13 protein-coding genes are annotated in these 16,329 nt (G+C 45.4%); 12 read left to right on the top strand and 1 reads right to left on the bottom strand.

Annotation, left to right across the window (positions count from 1 at the left end; genetic code table 11):
* Positions 1 to 216 precede the first annotated feature (216 nt).
* From GV030_RS08890 to GV030_RS08875, 4 genes are all read left to right on the top strand, one after another.
* Entirely contained in the window at positions 217 to 1,572 is a 1,356-nt protein-coding gene (locus GV030_RS08890) for a Gfo/Idh/MocA family protein (RefSeq protein ID WP_159581870.1), read from the top strand.
* A 263-nt stretch (positions 1,573 to 1,835) separates the two neighbouring features.
* Positions 1,836 to 4,025, top strand: a complete 2,190-nt coding sequence (locus tag GV030_RS08885; RefSeq protein ID WP_159581868.1) for a right-handed parallel beta-helix repeat-containing protein — start codon at positions 1,836 to 1,838, stop codon at positions 4,023 to 4,025.
* 153 nt (positions 4,026 to 4,178) lie between these two features.
* A complete protein-coding gene (locus GV030_RS08880) occupies positions 4,179 to 7,202 on the top strand; it encodes a choice-of-anchor Q domain-containing protein (protein ID WP_159581866.1) in 3,024 nt (1,007 codons plus the stop codon).
* 322 nt (positions 7,203 to 7,524) lie between these two features.
* A complete protein-coding gene (locus tag GV030_RS08875) occupies positions 7,525 to 7,740 on the top strand; it encodes a hypothetical protein (RefSeq protein WP_159581864.1) in 216 nt (71 codons plus the stop codon).
* Between the two features lie 70 nt (positions 7,741 to 7,810).
* On the opposite strand, the gene GV030_RS08870 is transcribed toward GV030_RS08875, so the two are convergent.
* Positions 7,811 to 8,095 (bottom strand): hypothetical protein, encoded by a 285-nt coding sequence (locus GV030_RS08870; protein ID WP_159581862.1) that lies wholly within the window; start codon positions 8,093 to 8,095, stop codon positions 7,811 to 7,813.
* Between the two features lie 504 nt (positions 8,096 to 8,599).
* Here GV030_RS08870 and GV030_RS08865 point away from each other — a divergent pair.
* The 8 genes from GV030_RS08865 (at position 8,600) to GV030_RS08830 (ending at position 16,329) form a co-directional block, all read left to right on the top strand.
* Entirely contained in the window at positions 8,600 to 8,899 is a 300-nt protein-coding gene (locus GV030_RS08865) for a type II toxin-antitoxin system RelE/ParE family toxin (protein WP_159583725.1), read from the top strand.
* Entirely contained in the window at positions 8,889 to 9,176 is a 288-nt protein-coding gene (locus GV030_RS08860; protein WP_159581860.1) for an addiction module antidote protein, read from the top strand. Before GV030_RS08865 ends, GV030_RS08860 begins: the two co-directional genes overlap by 11 nt.
* 421 nt (positions 9,177 to 9,597) lie before the next feature.
* Positions 9,598 to 12,810, top strand: a complete 3,213-nt coding sequence (locus GV030_RS08855) for an alpha-amylase family glycosyl hydrolase (protein WP_159581858.1) — start codon at positions 9,598 to 9,600, stop codon at positions 12,808 to 12,810.
* Positions 12,811 to 12,971: 161 nt separating this feature from the next.
* Positions 12,972 to 13,538, top strand: a complete 567-nt coding sequence (locus GV030_RS08850) for a zeta toxin family protein (protein WP_255465468.1) — start codon at positions 12,972 to 12,974, stop codon at positions 13,536 to 13,538.
* Positions 13,528 to 13,713: a hypothetical protein gene (locus GV030_RS08845; protein WP_159581854.1), complete on the top strand. Its 186-nt coding sequence runs from the start codon at positions 13,528 to 13,530 to the stop codon at positions 13,711 to 13,713. Before GV030_RS08850 ends, GV030_RS08845 begins: the two co-directional genes overlap by 11 nt.
* Positions 13,714 to 13,740: 27 nt before the next feature.
* Entirely contained in the window at positions 13,741 to 14,397 is a 657-nt protein-coding gene (locus tag GV030_RS08840) for a DNA alkylation repair protein (protein ID WP_221413313.1), read from the top strand.
* A gap of 325 nt (positions 14,398 to 14,722) precedes the next feature.
* On the top strand, positions 14,723 to 15,304 hold the full coding sequence (locus tag GV030_RS08835; RefSeq protein WP_159581852.1) for a hypothetical protein: 582 nt from the start codon (positions 14,723 to 14,725) through the stop codon (positions 15,302 to 15,304).
* Positions 15,301 to 16,329: an alpha/beta fold hydrolase gene (locus tag GV030_RS08830; protein WP_159581850.1), complete on the top strand. Its 1,029-nt coding sequence runs from the start codon at positions 15,301 to 15,303 to the stop codon at positions 16,327 to 16,329. Before GV030_RS08835 ends, GV030_RS08830 begins: the two co-directional genes overlap by 4 nt.

Below are 16,329 nucleotides of genomic sequence, written 5' to 3'. Positions count from 1 at the left end.
TTTACGAAAGATAAAATTCGCTTAAATATAGAAATATCATTCTAAAACTTTGTTTTTTGAAAACAAAAAGTTTCATTTACTTATTATTTGGAAATTTAGGCTAATCAGTGAAGTGAATTGAGCGAATATTTCCGGCACTAAGATCTCCATAAAGTGTACAATACCAGTCGGAGAATGGAGAATTATATACGGATGAATTTATAATTAATGAATAAAATGGATAGAAGAAATTTTGTACTAAAAACAGCCGCGGGTGCATCATTGGCCATGATGGCTCCTTCATTTGCGTTTGGTCTCGGCAAGGGTCAGGATAAGATCAGGATCGGATTCATTGGGGTAGGAGCACGTGGTACAGGTCAGCTGGGGCTTACCCTGCAGCGAAAAGATATATTGGTCACTGCTGTTTGTGATATCGATCAGGAGCGCCTGGCCAATGCGTCCAAAATGGTGCAGGATGCTGGGATGAAGAAGCCGGCCACCTTCGGTGCTGGACCGTATGATTATCAGAAATTGCTACAGCGAGAGGATGTAGATGCCGTGATTATTTCTACCCCCTGGCTTTGGCATACGCCCATGGCCATAGATGCGATGGAAGCTAAAAAGGCTGTAGGGCTGGAGGTAGCTGGTGCTTTCGATATTCAGGAGTGCTGGGCCCTGGTAGATGCCTATGAGAAGACCGGCACACCTTTTATGATCCTGGAAAATGTGGCTTACAGGAGAGATGTGATGGCTGTACTCAATATGGTGCGTCAGAATCTATTTGGGGAGATTATTCACCTGCAGGGTGGTTATCAGCATGACTTGCGTCATGTCAAGTTCAATAATGGACAGCAACTCTATGGTGGTGGCGTAGAGTTTGGGGAGAAAGGATACAGTGAAGCCAGGTGGAGGACCAACCACTCGGTGAACCGGAATGGGGATATTTATCCTACCCATGGACTGGGACCGGTGGCCAACTATATCAATAACAACCGTGGTAACAGGTTTGTCTACCTCACCAGTACCTCGTCAAAAGCCAGAGGGCTGCATGAATACATTGTGGAGCACCCACAGGGAGGCAAGTCGCACCCTAATGCTGATGTGGAGTTCAAGCTCGGGGACATTGTGACTACAGTTATTAAATGCGCTCAGGGCGAAACCATCGTTTTGAGTCACGACACCAATTTACCAAGACCGTATTCGCTCGGATTCCGGGTGCAGGGTACTGATGGTATCTGGATGGATCTGAATGATGGTATTTATATAGAAGGCAAAAGCCCTGCACATGAGTGGGAGAGTGATGCTGCTTATATGAAGCAATATGATCACCCGCTTTGGAAGAAGTATGAGTCTGACTCTGCCGGTGCCGGCCATGGAGGGATGGACTTCTTCGTAATTCATGCCTTTGTAGAGGCTCTTAAGCGAAACGAGCCCATGCCGATGGATGTCTATGATTGTGTGTCGTGGGCGGCGGTTACCTGCATGACGGAGCAATCCATAGCCAATGGTAGCGCACCGGTTCAGTTTCCGGATTTTACCAGGGGTAAGTGGCTGACCAGAAAGCCCATCTTCGGGTTTGATGATCGATACTAGGTATTCATAAAATTTTCCAGGTAAAAAGCTCAGGTTTCAGATGAAGCCTGAGCTTTTTTTTGATTCATAACGGACACAATAGGTGCTTATTTCATGGAAAGAAAACGTTATAAACACTTAGTGGTAAATAAAGAAAGTAAAAGAAAGATTATAAACTTTCAAAAAGTTTATTAAATTAGAGTATTCAGTTTTGATAAGATAAGGAAAGGGTTGAGGCGATATGCTGAACACAAGAGCGATATTCAACCAAATATTTTATACTTATGAAAACCATTTTTTCCCAACTTTTTTATTCTGTTTTAAATCGGAGTGCTTTCCGAAATGCTTGCAGGGCGGGTTTCCTGTCCTTACTGTTTTTTCTGGCCTATGCGGTGCAGGGCGCCAATGTTTATGTTTCTACCAGCGGTGGGCTCGCCAGTGCATGTTCGGGTGCATCTTCGGGGGATGTTATATTTATTGCTGCTGGTAACTACACCGGTCCATTCGTATTGAGTGGTAAGAGCAACGTCACACTCAAAAGCTACAACGGTACTGTGAATCTGGAGGGGAGTTCCAGTACGGGCACCAATGGGATCAATATCCTGCACATTACCAATTCAACCAACATCCTCGTGGATGGTCTGGTGTTTCGTAACAATTGGGGGAATACCGGAAATGGTATCATTGTCAATGGCACCGGTAATGAAATTGATATAGTCAATTGTGAGTTTTACAACATTGGCTGGACCAATTCGAAAACGACTATGCCTACCTCCGGGGAAAATGCCCATGCCATTGTGGTGGTGGGAAGTACCTCGTCGGCGATTCAGAACGTGTTTATAGGAAACAATAGCGTTCATGACTGCATTACCGGATACAGCGAGAGTATTACTCTGGTGGGTAACGTTCAGAACTTTTTAGTGGAAGGTAATACACTGGATGGTAACACCAACATTGGGATTGATGCGGCTGGTCACTTTTCTTGGACCGGGGCTCCTGCCAGCGTTAATTATGCCCGAAGCGGAATCATTCGTGAAAACGTGGTGAAAAACTATGCTGGTCCTGCAGCGCTGGATGCGGCAGGTGGTATCTACGTAGACGGAGGTAGTTATATTACCATAGAGAACAATATCGTATTCAACTATAAAGTAGGGTTCTCTGTGGGTTGTGAAGTGGCCGGCAAGTCCAGTACTGGCAACATTGTCAGAAATAACCTGGCTTACGACTGCACCTTGTCCGGGTTGTTTCTGGGTTCGAATACCACAAGTACCGTAAGTGGGACTCAGGTCTATAATAATACGTTTTACAAATGTGGTACCGGAACCTATGACAATGGTCAGATTGCGCTACAGAACAACACCAGCAGTGTGATCAAGAATAACATTATGTATCCTACCGACTGGCGGTATGCCATTGTGCAGATGGGAGGGACGACCACCACCAGCCACACACTGGCTTATAACTTATACTGGCGCGACAATGCCAATACCTCCAGCTTGTTTTATAACGTATCCGGAGATGCCAACTCAGTCAAGCAAAACCCACTTTTTGTAAATGCCGGAAGTGATAATTATTCAATTTCATCGTCTTCTCCGGCTGTGGATGCGGGGGATCCGTCCTTTACCGGCTCGGGTCAGGAAGACCTGGCGGGCAATACCAGGAAGCAGGGGAGTGCAGTGGATATCGGAGCTTATGAAACCGCTGGGGCTTCACTGAATATTACGGTGGATGGTGCTACCAGCGATTGGTCATCAGTGTCCACTATTGCTACCGGGGGCACTAATCTTACCTCCCTCAAAGCTGCTGATAACACCTCGAATTTTTATGTATTGGCTCAGGGAAGCTTTTCAACGAATTACCAGGTTTTTCTGGATACAGACAATAACTCAACCGGCAGTAATGAATACACAAGTAGCAGCTGGTCTTCAACGGGGTTTAACTATATGATCGAAAATGGGACGCTGTATCAATATACAGGCACCGGCAGTAGCTGGTCATGGAGTAGTTTGGGTGGTATCACTGCGGTGAAAAACAGTTCGGTGTTGGAGCTGTCCGTGCCCAAATCTTCTTTGGGGATATCTGGCTCTGTGGTCAGAGTGGCTGTGGCTTCTCTTAATTCAGGGTATAGCATGGTGGGGTCTATTCCTTCCGGTACCAGTGGGGCGGCTTATACCATTGGATCAGCCGGTAGCAGAGTGGCAGTGGAAGCTCCCGTTGCTTTATCCAACATGCTTTCAATTTTCCCTAATCCTGCAACGGACTATCTCAGGGTAGCGCATGTGCAGGATCATGAAGGCGTGGTTGTGATCGAGGTGATGGGTATGGATGGAAAGCGATATGCTGAGTGGAGTGAGTTACTTCCTCCGGGATCCCATCAGTATGAATTATCCTTAAAGGGAATGTCAAAAGGAATGGCCCTGGTGAGAGTAGCTGCCAACGGAGAAACCACGGTAAGGAGGATTATCATCAGGTAAGTTGTAGCGCTGCCAGATGATTATTTGGCCAATCTGTGTCTTTTACACGCAAAAGAAAGTAAACGAAAGAAACAATAATATATTATTGTTTCTTTTGCTTTTTAAGTGAAATTATATACTTTCGTTAGGTAACCAAACCTAACCTTATACCTCATGAATCTCAAAAGTTTACTTTCGTTTAGTTTTTTGGTGCTGATGACCGTGTTCTCATGGTCAGGTAACGCCCAGTCCAGGTCCACTACACTCTATGTGGATGCCAGCTATGCTGGAAGCTCTTCTGACGGATCATCCGATGATCCGTTCAAAACCATCAAAGAGGCACTTGATTATCGTCAGTCCACACTTGGCCTGGCAGGAATGGTTTCTGATGAGGAAATCATTGTTCGTGCGGGTGTGTATGCACCGGATTCCAATGGCATGATTGTTTTGACCCAATACAATGGTGGAACCGGCAGCTATTGGCTTACCCTCAAGACAGAGGGTGAGGTGATTATAGATGGTGAAAATCTTTACAATAAGAAGTTTGCAGCACTGATAACGATCACTTCAGCAGCTAAAAATGTACGTGTGCAGGGATTCAAATTGCGTGACCACCGATGCAATCAAAGCCTGGCCACTACCGAGACGATCAATGGCACCCCCACATTGGTGAAGGATACCAAATTTGGAATTCAGGTAGCCAACAGCGGGGAAAACATTGAGATCATTGGCAATGAAATCTATGATTTCTCCTGGACGGTCAACGTGGATCCGATGAAGGACCGATTGGATTTCACCGCGGCAGAGATCGATACTTTAAAGTCGGCGGCACCCAATGACAATATCGGGCCCATCAGCATTGTGGGTACCGATTCGCTTCCCTTGCTGAATGTGGTGGTTAAGAATAACCTCATACATCACGTGATTCCGGGCTGGACAGAGGGTATCCAGTTGAACGGCCACCTCGATGGGTTTGAGGTTTCTAACAACACCATCTATGAAGTCCAGAACATCGGCATAGTGGCAGCTGGTCATTATACCTGGGTGCCCGACATCCAGGGAGCTACCGTTTCTTCCGCTCAAAACTATGCAAGAAATGGCGTGATCAAAGACAACAAAGTATGGAGTTGTCGATCACCAATAGCCGCTGCCGCTGGTATTTACTGTGATGGCTCGCAGAATATTACGGTTGAGAATAATGAAGTTTCCGATTGTCAGGTGGGCTTTTCCATAGGTAATGAAAACAGTGGGGTGCACTCCGGTGGTCATATTGTGAGGAACAACCTCTCCTTTAACAACTCATGGACGGGTTTGGTACTGGGTGTGCCTTCTGCCGCCAGTGGTAGCTATATCAACAATGTTTCGATTACCGGAAACACCATTTATGGCAATGGGGGTGTGACAGATACCTATCTCGGAAGTTTGGGTTCTTCTCAGTTGATCATTCAGAAGAACATTAAAAACCTGACCATCAAAAACAACATCATCTATGCTACCGCCACCAACAACCTGGTGACGTTTGCCATGGCTTTTGATACCACATCCTATTACAGCACGATAAGCTTTGATTACAACCTGTACTATACCAACTCCACGGCCGATCCGGCGGTGGGTATTTTCGATTGGTCACAGCTGGGCAGTGGATATGATTCTTATGGCACTTTTGCCTGGTATCGTGTGAACCGTACCGATCAGGATGAGCACTCCAGTTTTCAGAATCCCGTGTTTGAGGACATAGTGTCTTCCACACCAGATTTCAGGCTGCAGTCTACCTCCCCAGCGATAGATGCTGGTGACCCAGGGTATACCGTGGGCACTGGGGAAACTGATATTTTCGGAAATGAGCGTGTTTTTGGTGATACTGTTGATATTGGAGCTTTTGAATCTTCCTCTGTGGCGGCTGGTGACATTGCTGCTACCATCGATGGAGTGAAAAGCGCAAGTGAAGGGTATGATGCCCTCCAGACCGGCGTGACTACAGGCGTTTGGAGAAATATTCACGCCTATGACGACAATCACTTTATCTACATCTATGGTGAGTATGAGGGCACGATGGCGGAGTACAGCATTTTTGTGAATACCAACTCCAGCACAGGGTATGACTACATCTGGACTGAAAAGTCTGACTACTATGTGGATGGTACGCTGAACCTGCTCAATGTTTATGATACCGCTGCTTCACCTTCCTGGCCATTTACTGCCGATAATTCGGTAATGACCATTCGCTTTGTGAAAACAGACTCTACCATAGAAGGCCGAATACCCAAGTACGCTCTTGGCATAGGGAGCACCGGTACCGTGGGGCTGGGCATAGAAGGACACTCGAGCGGTTGGTCGAGTAGCCTCGGCTCTATCCCGGTGGAAGATGCTGCTATGGTTTACCTGACACTCGATGGCGGCTCTGATGCCGGCAGCTTGGCCATCGATGGCTATAAGAGTCCGGTGGAGAATTACTCAGCCCTCATCACAGGGGTAACAGGTAGCTCTTTCAAAAATATTTATGGCTACACTGATTCGGATTATATCTATCTCTATGCTGAAATAGACACGTCTGCACTGTGGGAATACAATGTATACATCAACACCAACGGAGCTACCGGCTATCAGTATTTGTGGACGGATAAATCTGACTTTTATATAGATGCTAACTACAATCAGCTCAATGAATATACCGGCAGTGGCGGGTGGCCTTTTGAAGAGTCTACCAACTCCGCGGGTATCGAATTTGTGATGACACCCCTGGCCGTGGAAGGCAAGGTATTGAAATCGCTCATTGGTGTGGGAAGTAGCGGCACCATCGGCATAGGCCTTGAGGGGCATACCAAAAACTGGGGTGCCAGCCTTGGTGGAGTACCTACCTCAGGAAGCATGGTATACCTGTCGTTGGCAGGTACAGGCTCACGGGTGGCGCAGGAGACCATTGTGGAACTTCTGGAGGAATCGGCCCGAGCACAGCTGGTCATGTATCCCAATCCGGCGGTGGATCAGCTCACGATCAGTCATTACCTCAATGAGGATGGACCTGTGTCTGTGAGTGTGTTTGGATTAGATGGTCGCAAGTACCTGTATCAAGAGGAGTTTCTGCTCAAAGGGAGCCACCAACAGGTGCTGGATGTATCCGGTTTGCCGAGAGGAATCGCCCTGGTGAGAGTAGAGAGTCTATCAGGTGTTACCACCCATAAGGTGCTGATGAAATAGACCGTTTATAGACATTGTTCAGTTAAGTTTGAGTCATCCCGGTTTTCGGGGTGACTTTTTTTATTTATGACCTAGAAATTTAATGAACGGCTTTTTATCTGATTTTCAGGCAGGTACGATTTATTCACGATTGGGTAACAGAGAGGAAAAATCTTTGAGCGAAGATTAATCTATAATTGCTGTGTGAATATGACACAGAAGTCATTTTTTTTTAGTAATATTAATAAACCAGCGATCTGAAAACTATCCGGACTCCATCCCGCCTTGGAAGGTTCCGGAAGTGACAGGATCTTATCCGTAACTCACTTAAATGGATATGATGATGAATACACAAGTACGAACAATTACCAAGGCGGATTACCACACCGAAGTGCGCGATCTTGCTAAAGGAGAACACCTCCAGAGTATTGCCTGTATCGAAAAAATAATGGAGCATGCACAGAAACTGAAGACTAATGGGCCCAATACCCAGCTGGCCGAAGTACGCCTGCAGATGCTCCAGGAGATGCTTCAGATTCACCAGGGACTCATGTCCTGAGGAAGTCTCCGATTACCTCTTTGTTGTTGACTTATAGGACAGGTACGTTGCCAGGAGCCATGTGGTGAACTTAATATCCACCAATGAAAGTGCCGAAGATGCCAACCGCAAGCTCGGCCCACACCAGCAGGAGGAGGATCAGCAATGCTATTGAAAATGCTATTCGATAAAGGGTGCTTTTTACTTTTCTCAGGATGAGATCCAAAATGAATCCGGCACTGAGCAGGATGATGGCTGCTACCAGAAAGTCGAACACCGACCAGGTGACCTCATCTGTCAATTGCATGGCGATAAGTGGGATCAGCAGTAGGAGGGCTACGACTATGACGATTTTGAGTGGTCGATTGTTTTTCATGGTCTTGGGGGGTTGGTAGAACACAGGTTAAAACAAATATACTTTCTGGGGAGATAACTTGCTGGTGGTTAAAGGTGTGTCCCAAATTCCTATTCTTTATTGCACAAATGTATCCAAGTGAATACATTTACCGTATGTATTCCATTGAGAAGACTGACGTATTTGACAAATTGGCGGATCAAACGGAATTCCTGTGGCGAGATTGCATTGAAAGATGGTTAGTGATATGTGATCTAACATATCATATGACTCAATCCAACTCATTGGCTATTTACCCTTCATTTTCTTTGCTTGCCCAAAGAAAACGAAGCAAAAGAAAAGGCACCAACGCAAAAAATCATTTTGACTCATCGTATTTGAGCCTTTTTTTAGGAATTTTATTGGAGTCAAAATGATTCACACTTGCCTTGGATGCCCCGCCCGCCTGAACGTTCCTACTTTTCTAAATTCACGGCCCAGTAATCGGCTTTACTAAATATAATTATATAGAGTTACACCACACTAATATTCCTTGATCCCAAATGGCTAAGAAAGTTGAAGGACCAAAGGGCGAAAGCTAAAATCCTGTTCAGAATTCAAAGAATTGAGGAGCAAGGAAATTTTGGTGATTGTGAACCAGTCGGTCAAGGGATTAGTGAACTGCGAATTCATTACGCCAAGGGCTATCGAATTTATTTGAGAGAATACAATGGCAGAGTTGTGATACTTCTTAACGGCGGGACAAAATCATCGCAACAGAAGGACATAGATAAAGCCAAGGTAATATGGTTGAACTATAAAGACGAACTTGAAGATGGCAACTAAGGAGATAACAAAATTCGATATTGCAGAGTATCTGGAAGATGACATAATGATTGCGGAGTATTTGAACACAGTACTTGAAGAAGGTGACGCTGAAGACATCATAACAGCTCTTGGGCATGTGGCTAAGGCCCGAGGAATGTCAAAAATTGCTGAGGAAACGGGGTTGAGCAGACCAAGCCTCTACAAGGCATTATCTCAAGGATCAAAACCTCAATTTGACACAATTCTTAAAGTGCTTCGAGCAGTCGGTGGTAACTTGAACGTTTCCACTCCTTAACTATACGCCTCACAACAAGCGGTAAAAATGCATGTGGCTACTATCTCACCTGGCCTTCTCAGAGGGTCTCCACCAGCGAGACACGGTAGAGAGTTGCGCTAGTCCAAAATCGGAATGACGCAACAGGAAGAGAACGTCATTCCGGTTTCTGAGGCACGAAGAAGACCGGAATCTCAGCAATAATGATTAAGTGTCAATTTCACGGGAAGGCGTCCCCTCTCACTTGGTGTAATGGCGTAATCAACCGAACACCAGTCATTCATGTTCTTGATGGTTGGTAAACCCCCTGAAAACCCAACAAGGGAGGCCATTCGTAAGTGCTCGTTGAGTTCCGATCCATTGGAAAAATATTCATTTTCATATCATCATTTTGTATCCAAAAAGACTCTACTTTCGAGCTTGACGATTAGCAGATGCATATATGAAGCGAATAGGAACAACAATTAAATGGAAATCAAACGTATTCAAAGGGTTCCTACTTCTTATGTGCCTTTTGACTGGCACTACTGGTATGGCTCAAGTGCCTGTTAAACTATATTTAGACTCACCTTATGGATACACAGAGAGCGTGTATTTGACGGGAAATATCAACGGCTGGGCCTATCAAAATGAGGCTTATCAAATGGTGGGGCCGGATGCAAGAGGCCTGTTTTCTATTACGCTCGATCTGACCGAAAATAGTGATCTGACTTATGCTTTTGATGTGGATTCGGGCCCGTACCTCTCGGATCCTTTCAATTCCCTGGATCCCGTTTATGATGGGTTCTCTCAGCTGGCCATAGCAAATCCAATGATCACATATTTGCTTCCTCAAGCAAGCAGACAGCAGGTGCCCACACCCATGGATTCTATCTGGGCACTCCTGGCTTTTAAGAACAGTCAGCCAATTACCGAAAGCTCCATATCACTCAAATTGAATGGTGTGGAAGTTCCCGATGCAGGTCAGTATTATGATGCGGTCTCTCGTGAATTTGTCTATTACCCGGGAGACCTTCCGGCTGGGGAATATGTAATCGAACTGTCTGTTTCATCCAGCGCCGGTACCGCCGTTCGATCGGTCACTGTGCAGCGAGCTCCAGCCATCATGATCAGCAATAAAATCAGTCGCTATTTTTCTGAAGAGGTTACTTTGTATGGAAGGGTGACTTCCTCGGAGATCACTGAATTTGAACTTGAAGTGAATGGAGCCATCACTACCGTGAGTGTATCGGATGGTGAATTCAGAGCTCCTGTTACACTGGTGGAAGGTGTTAATTCTATTGTGGCTGCTCCGGGTACCAGCAACAGTGTAAGTAAAGAGATAGAATATGTTTCCCTGAACAAACCTCAGCTGGCCGTCACGGCGGCTGTTACAGCCGATTTGCAAGTGGATTTGGTTGTGAACGTGACTAATCCAGGTGAAGAAACGCTGACGTATGAGTGGACACAAGTATATGGTCCTGAGCCGGCCCAATGGTCAACTACCAACGCAACAGCTACCCAGGTGACGCTATCGGTGGAGGATGGTGACTACCATTTTCGGGTTACGGCCACCAATACCCGGGATGAAAAGTTCATAGCGGGACAGTTGGTCAGTGTGAGGGAAGGAAAAGCATCCCTTATTAGCCGCTTTGACCCCTCCCCGTGGATGGAGAAGATGGTTATTTATGAGATCAATCCCAGGTCATTCAGTAATGCCGGTACACTAAGTGGGATCACAGCAGGTTTGGATGAGCTGGTAGATTTGGGCGTAAATACCATTTATTTGATGCCCATATTTGAGTCCAATGAGTACTCCGGGTATTGGACAATCGACTACTACGAACTGAATGAGCTTTTTGGAACGAAAGAGGACCTCAAAAATTTGGTAGACGTGGCCCATGAAAAGGGGATTAGGATATTCCTTGATTTATCCAATAGCCATACTTCCACTTTCAATCCCTATTTTGAGGAGCCTGTCGCCATCGGTTCAGATTCGCCATTTAGCAATTTTTACAACTGGTCAGGGCCCCCGGCACTTGACAATTACACCTTTTCATTGAGCTATTCGATTCCCGATATCAATTACAATGATCCATTGGCCACCAACTACATGCTTTGGGTTTCGGAATATTGGATTAGGGAGTTTGATATTGATGGCTACCGTGGTGATGTGTCCTGGGCCATTTACAAGCGAAATCCAGCATTTTGGCAGAAATTCAGGGAGCGTATGAAGAATGTGAAGCCTGATCTTTTTATGGTTTCAGAATCCTTTCCACCCTATGATCAGGTGTTCAATGACGGGTTTGATGCCGTCTTTGACTTTAACCTTCGGGGGTATGGATATGAAGATGCAAATATCATCACCAATCTCTTTAATGGCAGTGGGTCATTGGATGAGTTGGATGCGGTCATTCGATTCGATTATCCCAATGCCGGGCTTCCGGTCCGATTTGCAGACCTGCACGATTTCGATAGAGCCACCATGTCTTTTGGTTTGGCGAAAGCCAGGCTGCTGCAGTCACTCATTTTTACCTCCAGAGGGATTCCTTTTATCTGGTCAGGGTCTGAGTACGGTGTTGATAAGGGGGCCTATAATTATGAGGTTTATGCAAGAAACGACCAGTTTGGCCTTCGGGAATACATGAAGAAACTGATGGACATACGTGCTCGCTATATCAGCAACTCTTCCTCAATGGATCGCATTGAAAACTCGAATAATACAGAGGTGTATTCTACCGCCATCAAAACGGGCGGTGACTTTGTGATTGCCGTTCACAATTTTTCTGGAAGCGAGAAAACCGGCACCATGGATATTTCGGCTTTATCACTCAATTGCAGGAGCAGTTTCATCTTAACCAACCTGCTGGATGACAGCCAGGAGGAATTGACCTACGATGAATTGCAGTCCTATGCCTATACCGTTTCAGCCTATGGAAGTCTGTTTTTTCACATTGGAGAAGGAGATCCATCAGCAGTAGCTATTGAGGGAGCCAGCGAGGCCTGTCAGACCAAGTCTTTGGCTTATTCCATAGTAGAAGGTTTTGATTCTTATCTCTGGTCTGTGTCAGGTGGTGAGATCTTATCCGGGCAGGGTACATCGTCGGTGGAGATCAATTGGTCAGACGAAGGGGCGGGCTCAGCTGAGGTTGACTTCACGATGGGGGGAGGATGTGTGACATCTACTTCCTTGGAAGTGATGATTGCTCCGGCTCCAGTCGCAACGATAACCTTAGAGGGTGATCTGCTGGTAGCCTCAGAGGGGGCCAGTTATAGATGGTTTCAGGATCAAGTCGTAATAGCCGCTACCACCCGGCAAATAGAATGGGTAAGTGGCGCTACGTATCAAGTGGAAGTAACCAATGGAGCGGGTTGTTCTACGCTTTCCGGCGAAATAAGCCCAAAGGTATTAGGGCTTGATGAAAGTACTTTTAAGGCCATTCTGTACCCAAATCCCACAACCGACGAGGTGAACATTCAACTGAATTCTTTGGGTTCCGAACCAGTGGTTATTGCGGTACGAAACTTGGCCGGGCAACTTATTCAGTCCAGTGTCTTTCAAGGCAAAGACCAGGCAACTTACCGCATGGATTTCGCGGGCTATACTCCGGGCATCTTTGTTCTGGATATCCAGGCAGGCGGTTTGCACCAAGTTTACAGGATAGTCAAGCGATAAATGAGGGCGGTTTGGGGTCTATTGCACTTCATACCTGGCACTGGTTTGTTCAACATTCAAAAACCGCTAGATTTGGTATGAGGCGGGCTGGCAGCCAGGGGGAATAGCCTGTTCGGATGTTAACTAATACTGAATACCTCTATATTTGTCTTGTGAAGAAGATGTACATCATTGCAGGGCCAAACGGAGCAGGTAAGACAACTTTATCTTATACTATTCTACCTGAAATCTTCGAGTGTGATGAGTTTGTTAACGCTGATGAAATTGCAAGAGGGATATCTCCATTTAACCCCGAAAGAGCCGGCATCAGAGCTGGTCGCATAATGCTTGATCGGATCAAGGAACTGGTCTCAAAGGGAGAGTCTTTTGCATTCGAAACAACTCTTTCTACTAAGTCATACAGGAGCTTTATTAAAAAGGCAATGTCTTCAGGATATGACACCACATTGCTTTTTCTTGCTTTGGATTCCATAGAACTTGCAAAACAGCGTGTAAAAACCAGGGTGTTAGAAGGTGGACATAATATACCGATAGACACGATTGAACGACGGTACTCGAATGGACTTTCTAACTTTTTCAAAATATACAGGTCACTGGTCAATAGATGGATCTTGGTGGATAATTCAACCGAGAACTTCGAATTTATTGCTGAGGGATCTGGTACAGATGTCATAATTCGTAGTGAAACAAAGTGGTCACAATTAAAAGACGCATACAATGGGAATTGATGAACAACTCCGTGAACTGGAAGAGAAAGTGAACCTTGGACTTAAAGAAGCCTATCGAAAAATGGCGGAATTCAAAAAAAAGAATAACAGCCCGTTAGTTGTATCCCGCGATGGGAAGGTAATCTCAATACCTGCAGAAGAAATACTCCCTACAACAAACGCTAAAAATGAATAGCAGGGGGGTGTTAGCCGAAGGTGTTTCATGAAATTTCAGAAGATGACTGCCAAAGAATTTATCGAGACTCTGAATATTATTGGTCAGGAATATTCTGACACCATTCCAAAGAGGGAGATTTTTTCTTTGGCGAAAGAATCCAAACTCATGCCTGTGAGTGAAGTCGTGAAATTGCTGAATGCCCAAAATCATGATCATCGACTAGGCGCTGTATCCATATTGGACTGGAAGGCCCGGAATAAGGGAACATCAGCAGAAGAGAAAAGAGAAATTTACCAGGCCTATGTGGATCACCATAAGAATATTGACGACTGGGGGATGGTAGATAGGGCTGCGCCATACGTAGTGGGGGGATATTTATTTGACAAGGACAGATCTCCGCTTTACGAATTGGCAAGATCTGCCAATCCAATGGAACGGAGAACGGCCATAGTGAGTACCTATTTTTTTATCAGACAAGATCAAATAGACGACACTTTTAGGATTGCTGAAATGCTAGTCCACGATCCTGAGCATTTCGTACAAACTGCAGTGGGTAGTTGGATCAGGGAAGCCGGCAAAAAAGATGAAGTGAGATTGAGGGCCTTTTTGGATCAGTTTGCCCATGGTATGCCCAGAGTGGCGTTAAGATATGCCATTGAGAAGCTAGATCCGGAGCTTCGCAAACACTATTTAAATCTTTAGGGGTAACATCTGCCCTAATTAACCAGAAGATTCCGGTATTTGTCCGTCGCTGCGCTGGTCCAAAACCGGAATGACGTAACGGGAAGAGCACGTCATACCGGTTTCAGTGGCACGAAGAAGACCGGATAGAAGACCTTTAAATCTTGTAACCCTTTCCTAAAATATTGTAACAATCCGCTCCCTCATCATTCTGATGTTTGTGCTATCAAAAGTTTAAACTAATGGTTCACAAATAGCTGATTACAGGAATGACCTCTACAAGAACTGAGTGGACATCACCATTAAATGTGGATCGAATTCATTTCAAGGAATTAAACAGAGAAAGATGAAAGCATCTCAAATGCCACTTTTAATCCTACTACTGTGTTCCCTATCCGTTTTGGCTCAAGAACAGGACAGATCGAAGGCAAAATACGGGGAAAGAACTGCACTCAAAGTAGAATACTTCGGAGAATTGGTCCTGCATCCAGGCCTTAGTCTGGGCTTGGATTATACCATGGTCAGAAACAGTTGGGTCACCTTACATTGGGACACTGACCTTGGTGGTTACTGGCATCGCTGGAACAACACATCCGTTTTTTTGAAAACATCCTTCGGCTCGCGGTTTGCGGTGGGGCCTGTATTTGCAGATATAAACTTGGGTGTTGGCTATATGCACTCCTGGGCGGCTGGTGTCATGTATCAAAGAACTGAAAATGGTGGTGTGGAAAAGGCGGCCAATTTGGGCCATCCTCACTTTATGCCAAACGCATCATTTCTGCTGGGTTGGGATGGAAGCAGAAGAAAAGCCCTGCCATGGACGATTCACATTGGCCCAGAAGTTTATTTACAGTATCCCTACAATCATATTTTCCTTCCGCATGTTGCCGCTAAAATCGGTTTCACTTACAAATTAAAACAACGATGAAAAAATTAGAACTACTTCTGACTTTCTCGCTGCTCATGCTCCTTGTCGCATGCAAAAAGGAAGATTTTTATCAAGGAGATCACTTCTTTGTGAAAAATACAGGTGCGGAGATGCCTGTATATGTTAAGGGCAATATCCAATCCGGTACTTTCATTTTGTTTTTGCACGGAGGCCCGGGTGGGAATGCCTCGCTTCCTTCATTCATGCCAGTATCCAAAGAGCTCGAAAGCGACTATGCGTTTGCCTATTGGGATCAGAGAGGATCTGGTCTCTCCATGGGAAACCCCGATCAAAAAACGTTTACTGTTGAGCAATTTGTTGACGACCTTGATCTTGTGGTGGAGGCGATAAAGCTTAGATATCATCATCCTCGCATTGTGTTTTACGGTATCAGTTGGGGAGGAGCCCTGGGCTGTGCCTATTTGAGTACTAAGGACTATCAGCAAAAGGTTGATGGGTTTATCTGCATGGATAGTGGTCATAATCTCGTAGACGGACTTCCAAAATCTGTGGTATTTGTAAAGGAATATGCCCAGCGTCAGATCGACCATGGCATTGATGTCGAATACTGGACAGAAGCGCGTGATTGGTGTGCAACCCAACCAGACATGACCAAAAAGGAAAACTACTTTAAATATGATGGTTACCTCACCAACACCAATGCTTACCGCAAAGACCCAAACCAGGTGGTTCAAGGCCCGGAAGTGGGTGCCACGGGCACAATGAATTCCTATCTGTCGCTCGCCATTTTCTTCAATGGTCAATATCTGGTGCCGCGCTTCAATATTTTAGAATTGAACCTCAGCGAAGACATGGCCAAAATCAAAACCCCATCGATTGTAATTTGGGGAAGGCACGATGGTGTAAATACCATTGAAATGGGATATGACGCCTACCACAGTATTGGAGGTCCCGACTTTCAGGACAAGGAGCTCGTCATTCTCGAAAACAGTGCACACGAAGGATATATCGAAGAACAGGATTTGTTCATTCACACCTTCCGAAGATTTGTAAACGGACTTTAA

Source organism: Marinoscillum sp. 108 (genome assembly GCF_902506655.1).
GTDB classification, from domain to species: Bacteria; Bacteroidota; Bacteroidia; order Cytophagales; family Cyclobacteriaceae; genus Marinoscillum; species Marinoscillum luteum.
Note: the sequence above shows the minus strand (reverse complement) of the source record. Positions and strands in the feature narration are given on the sequence as shown.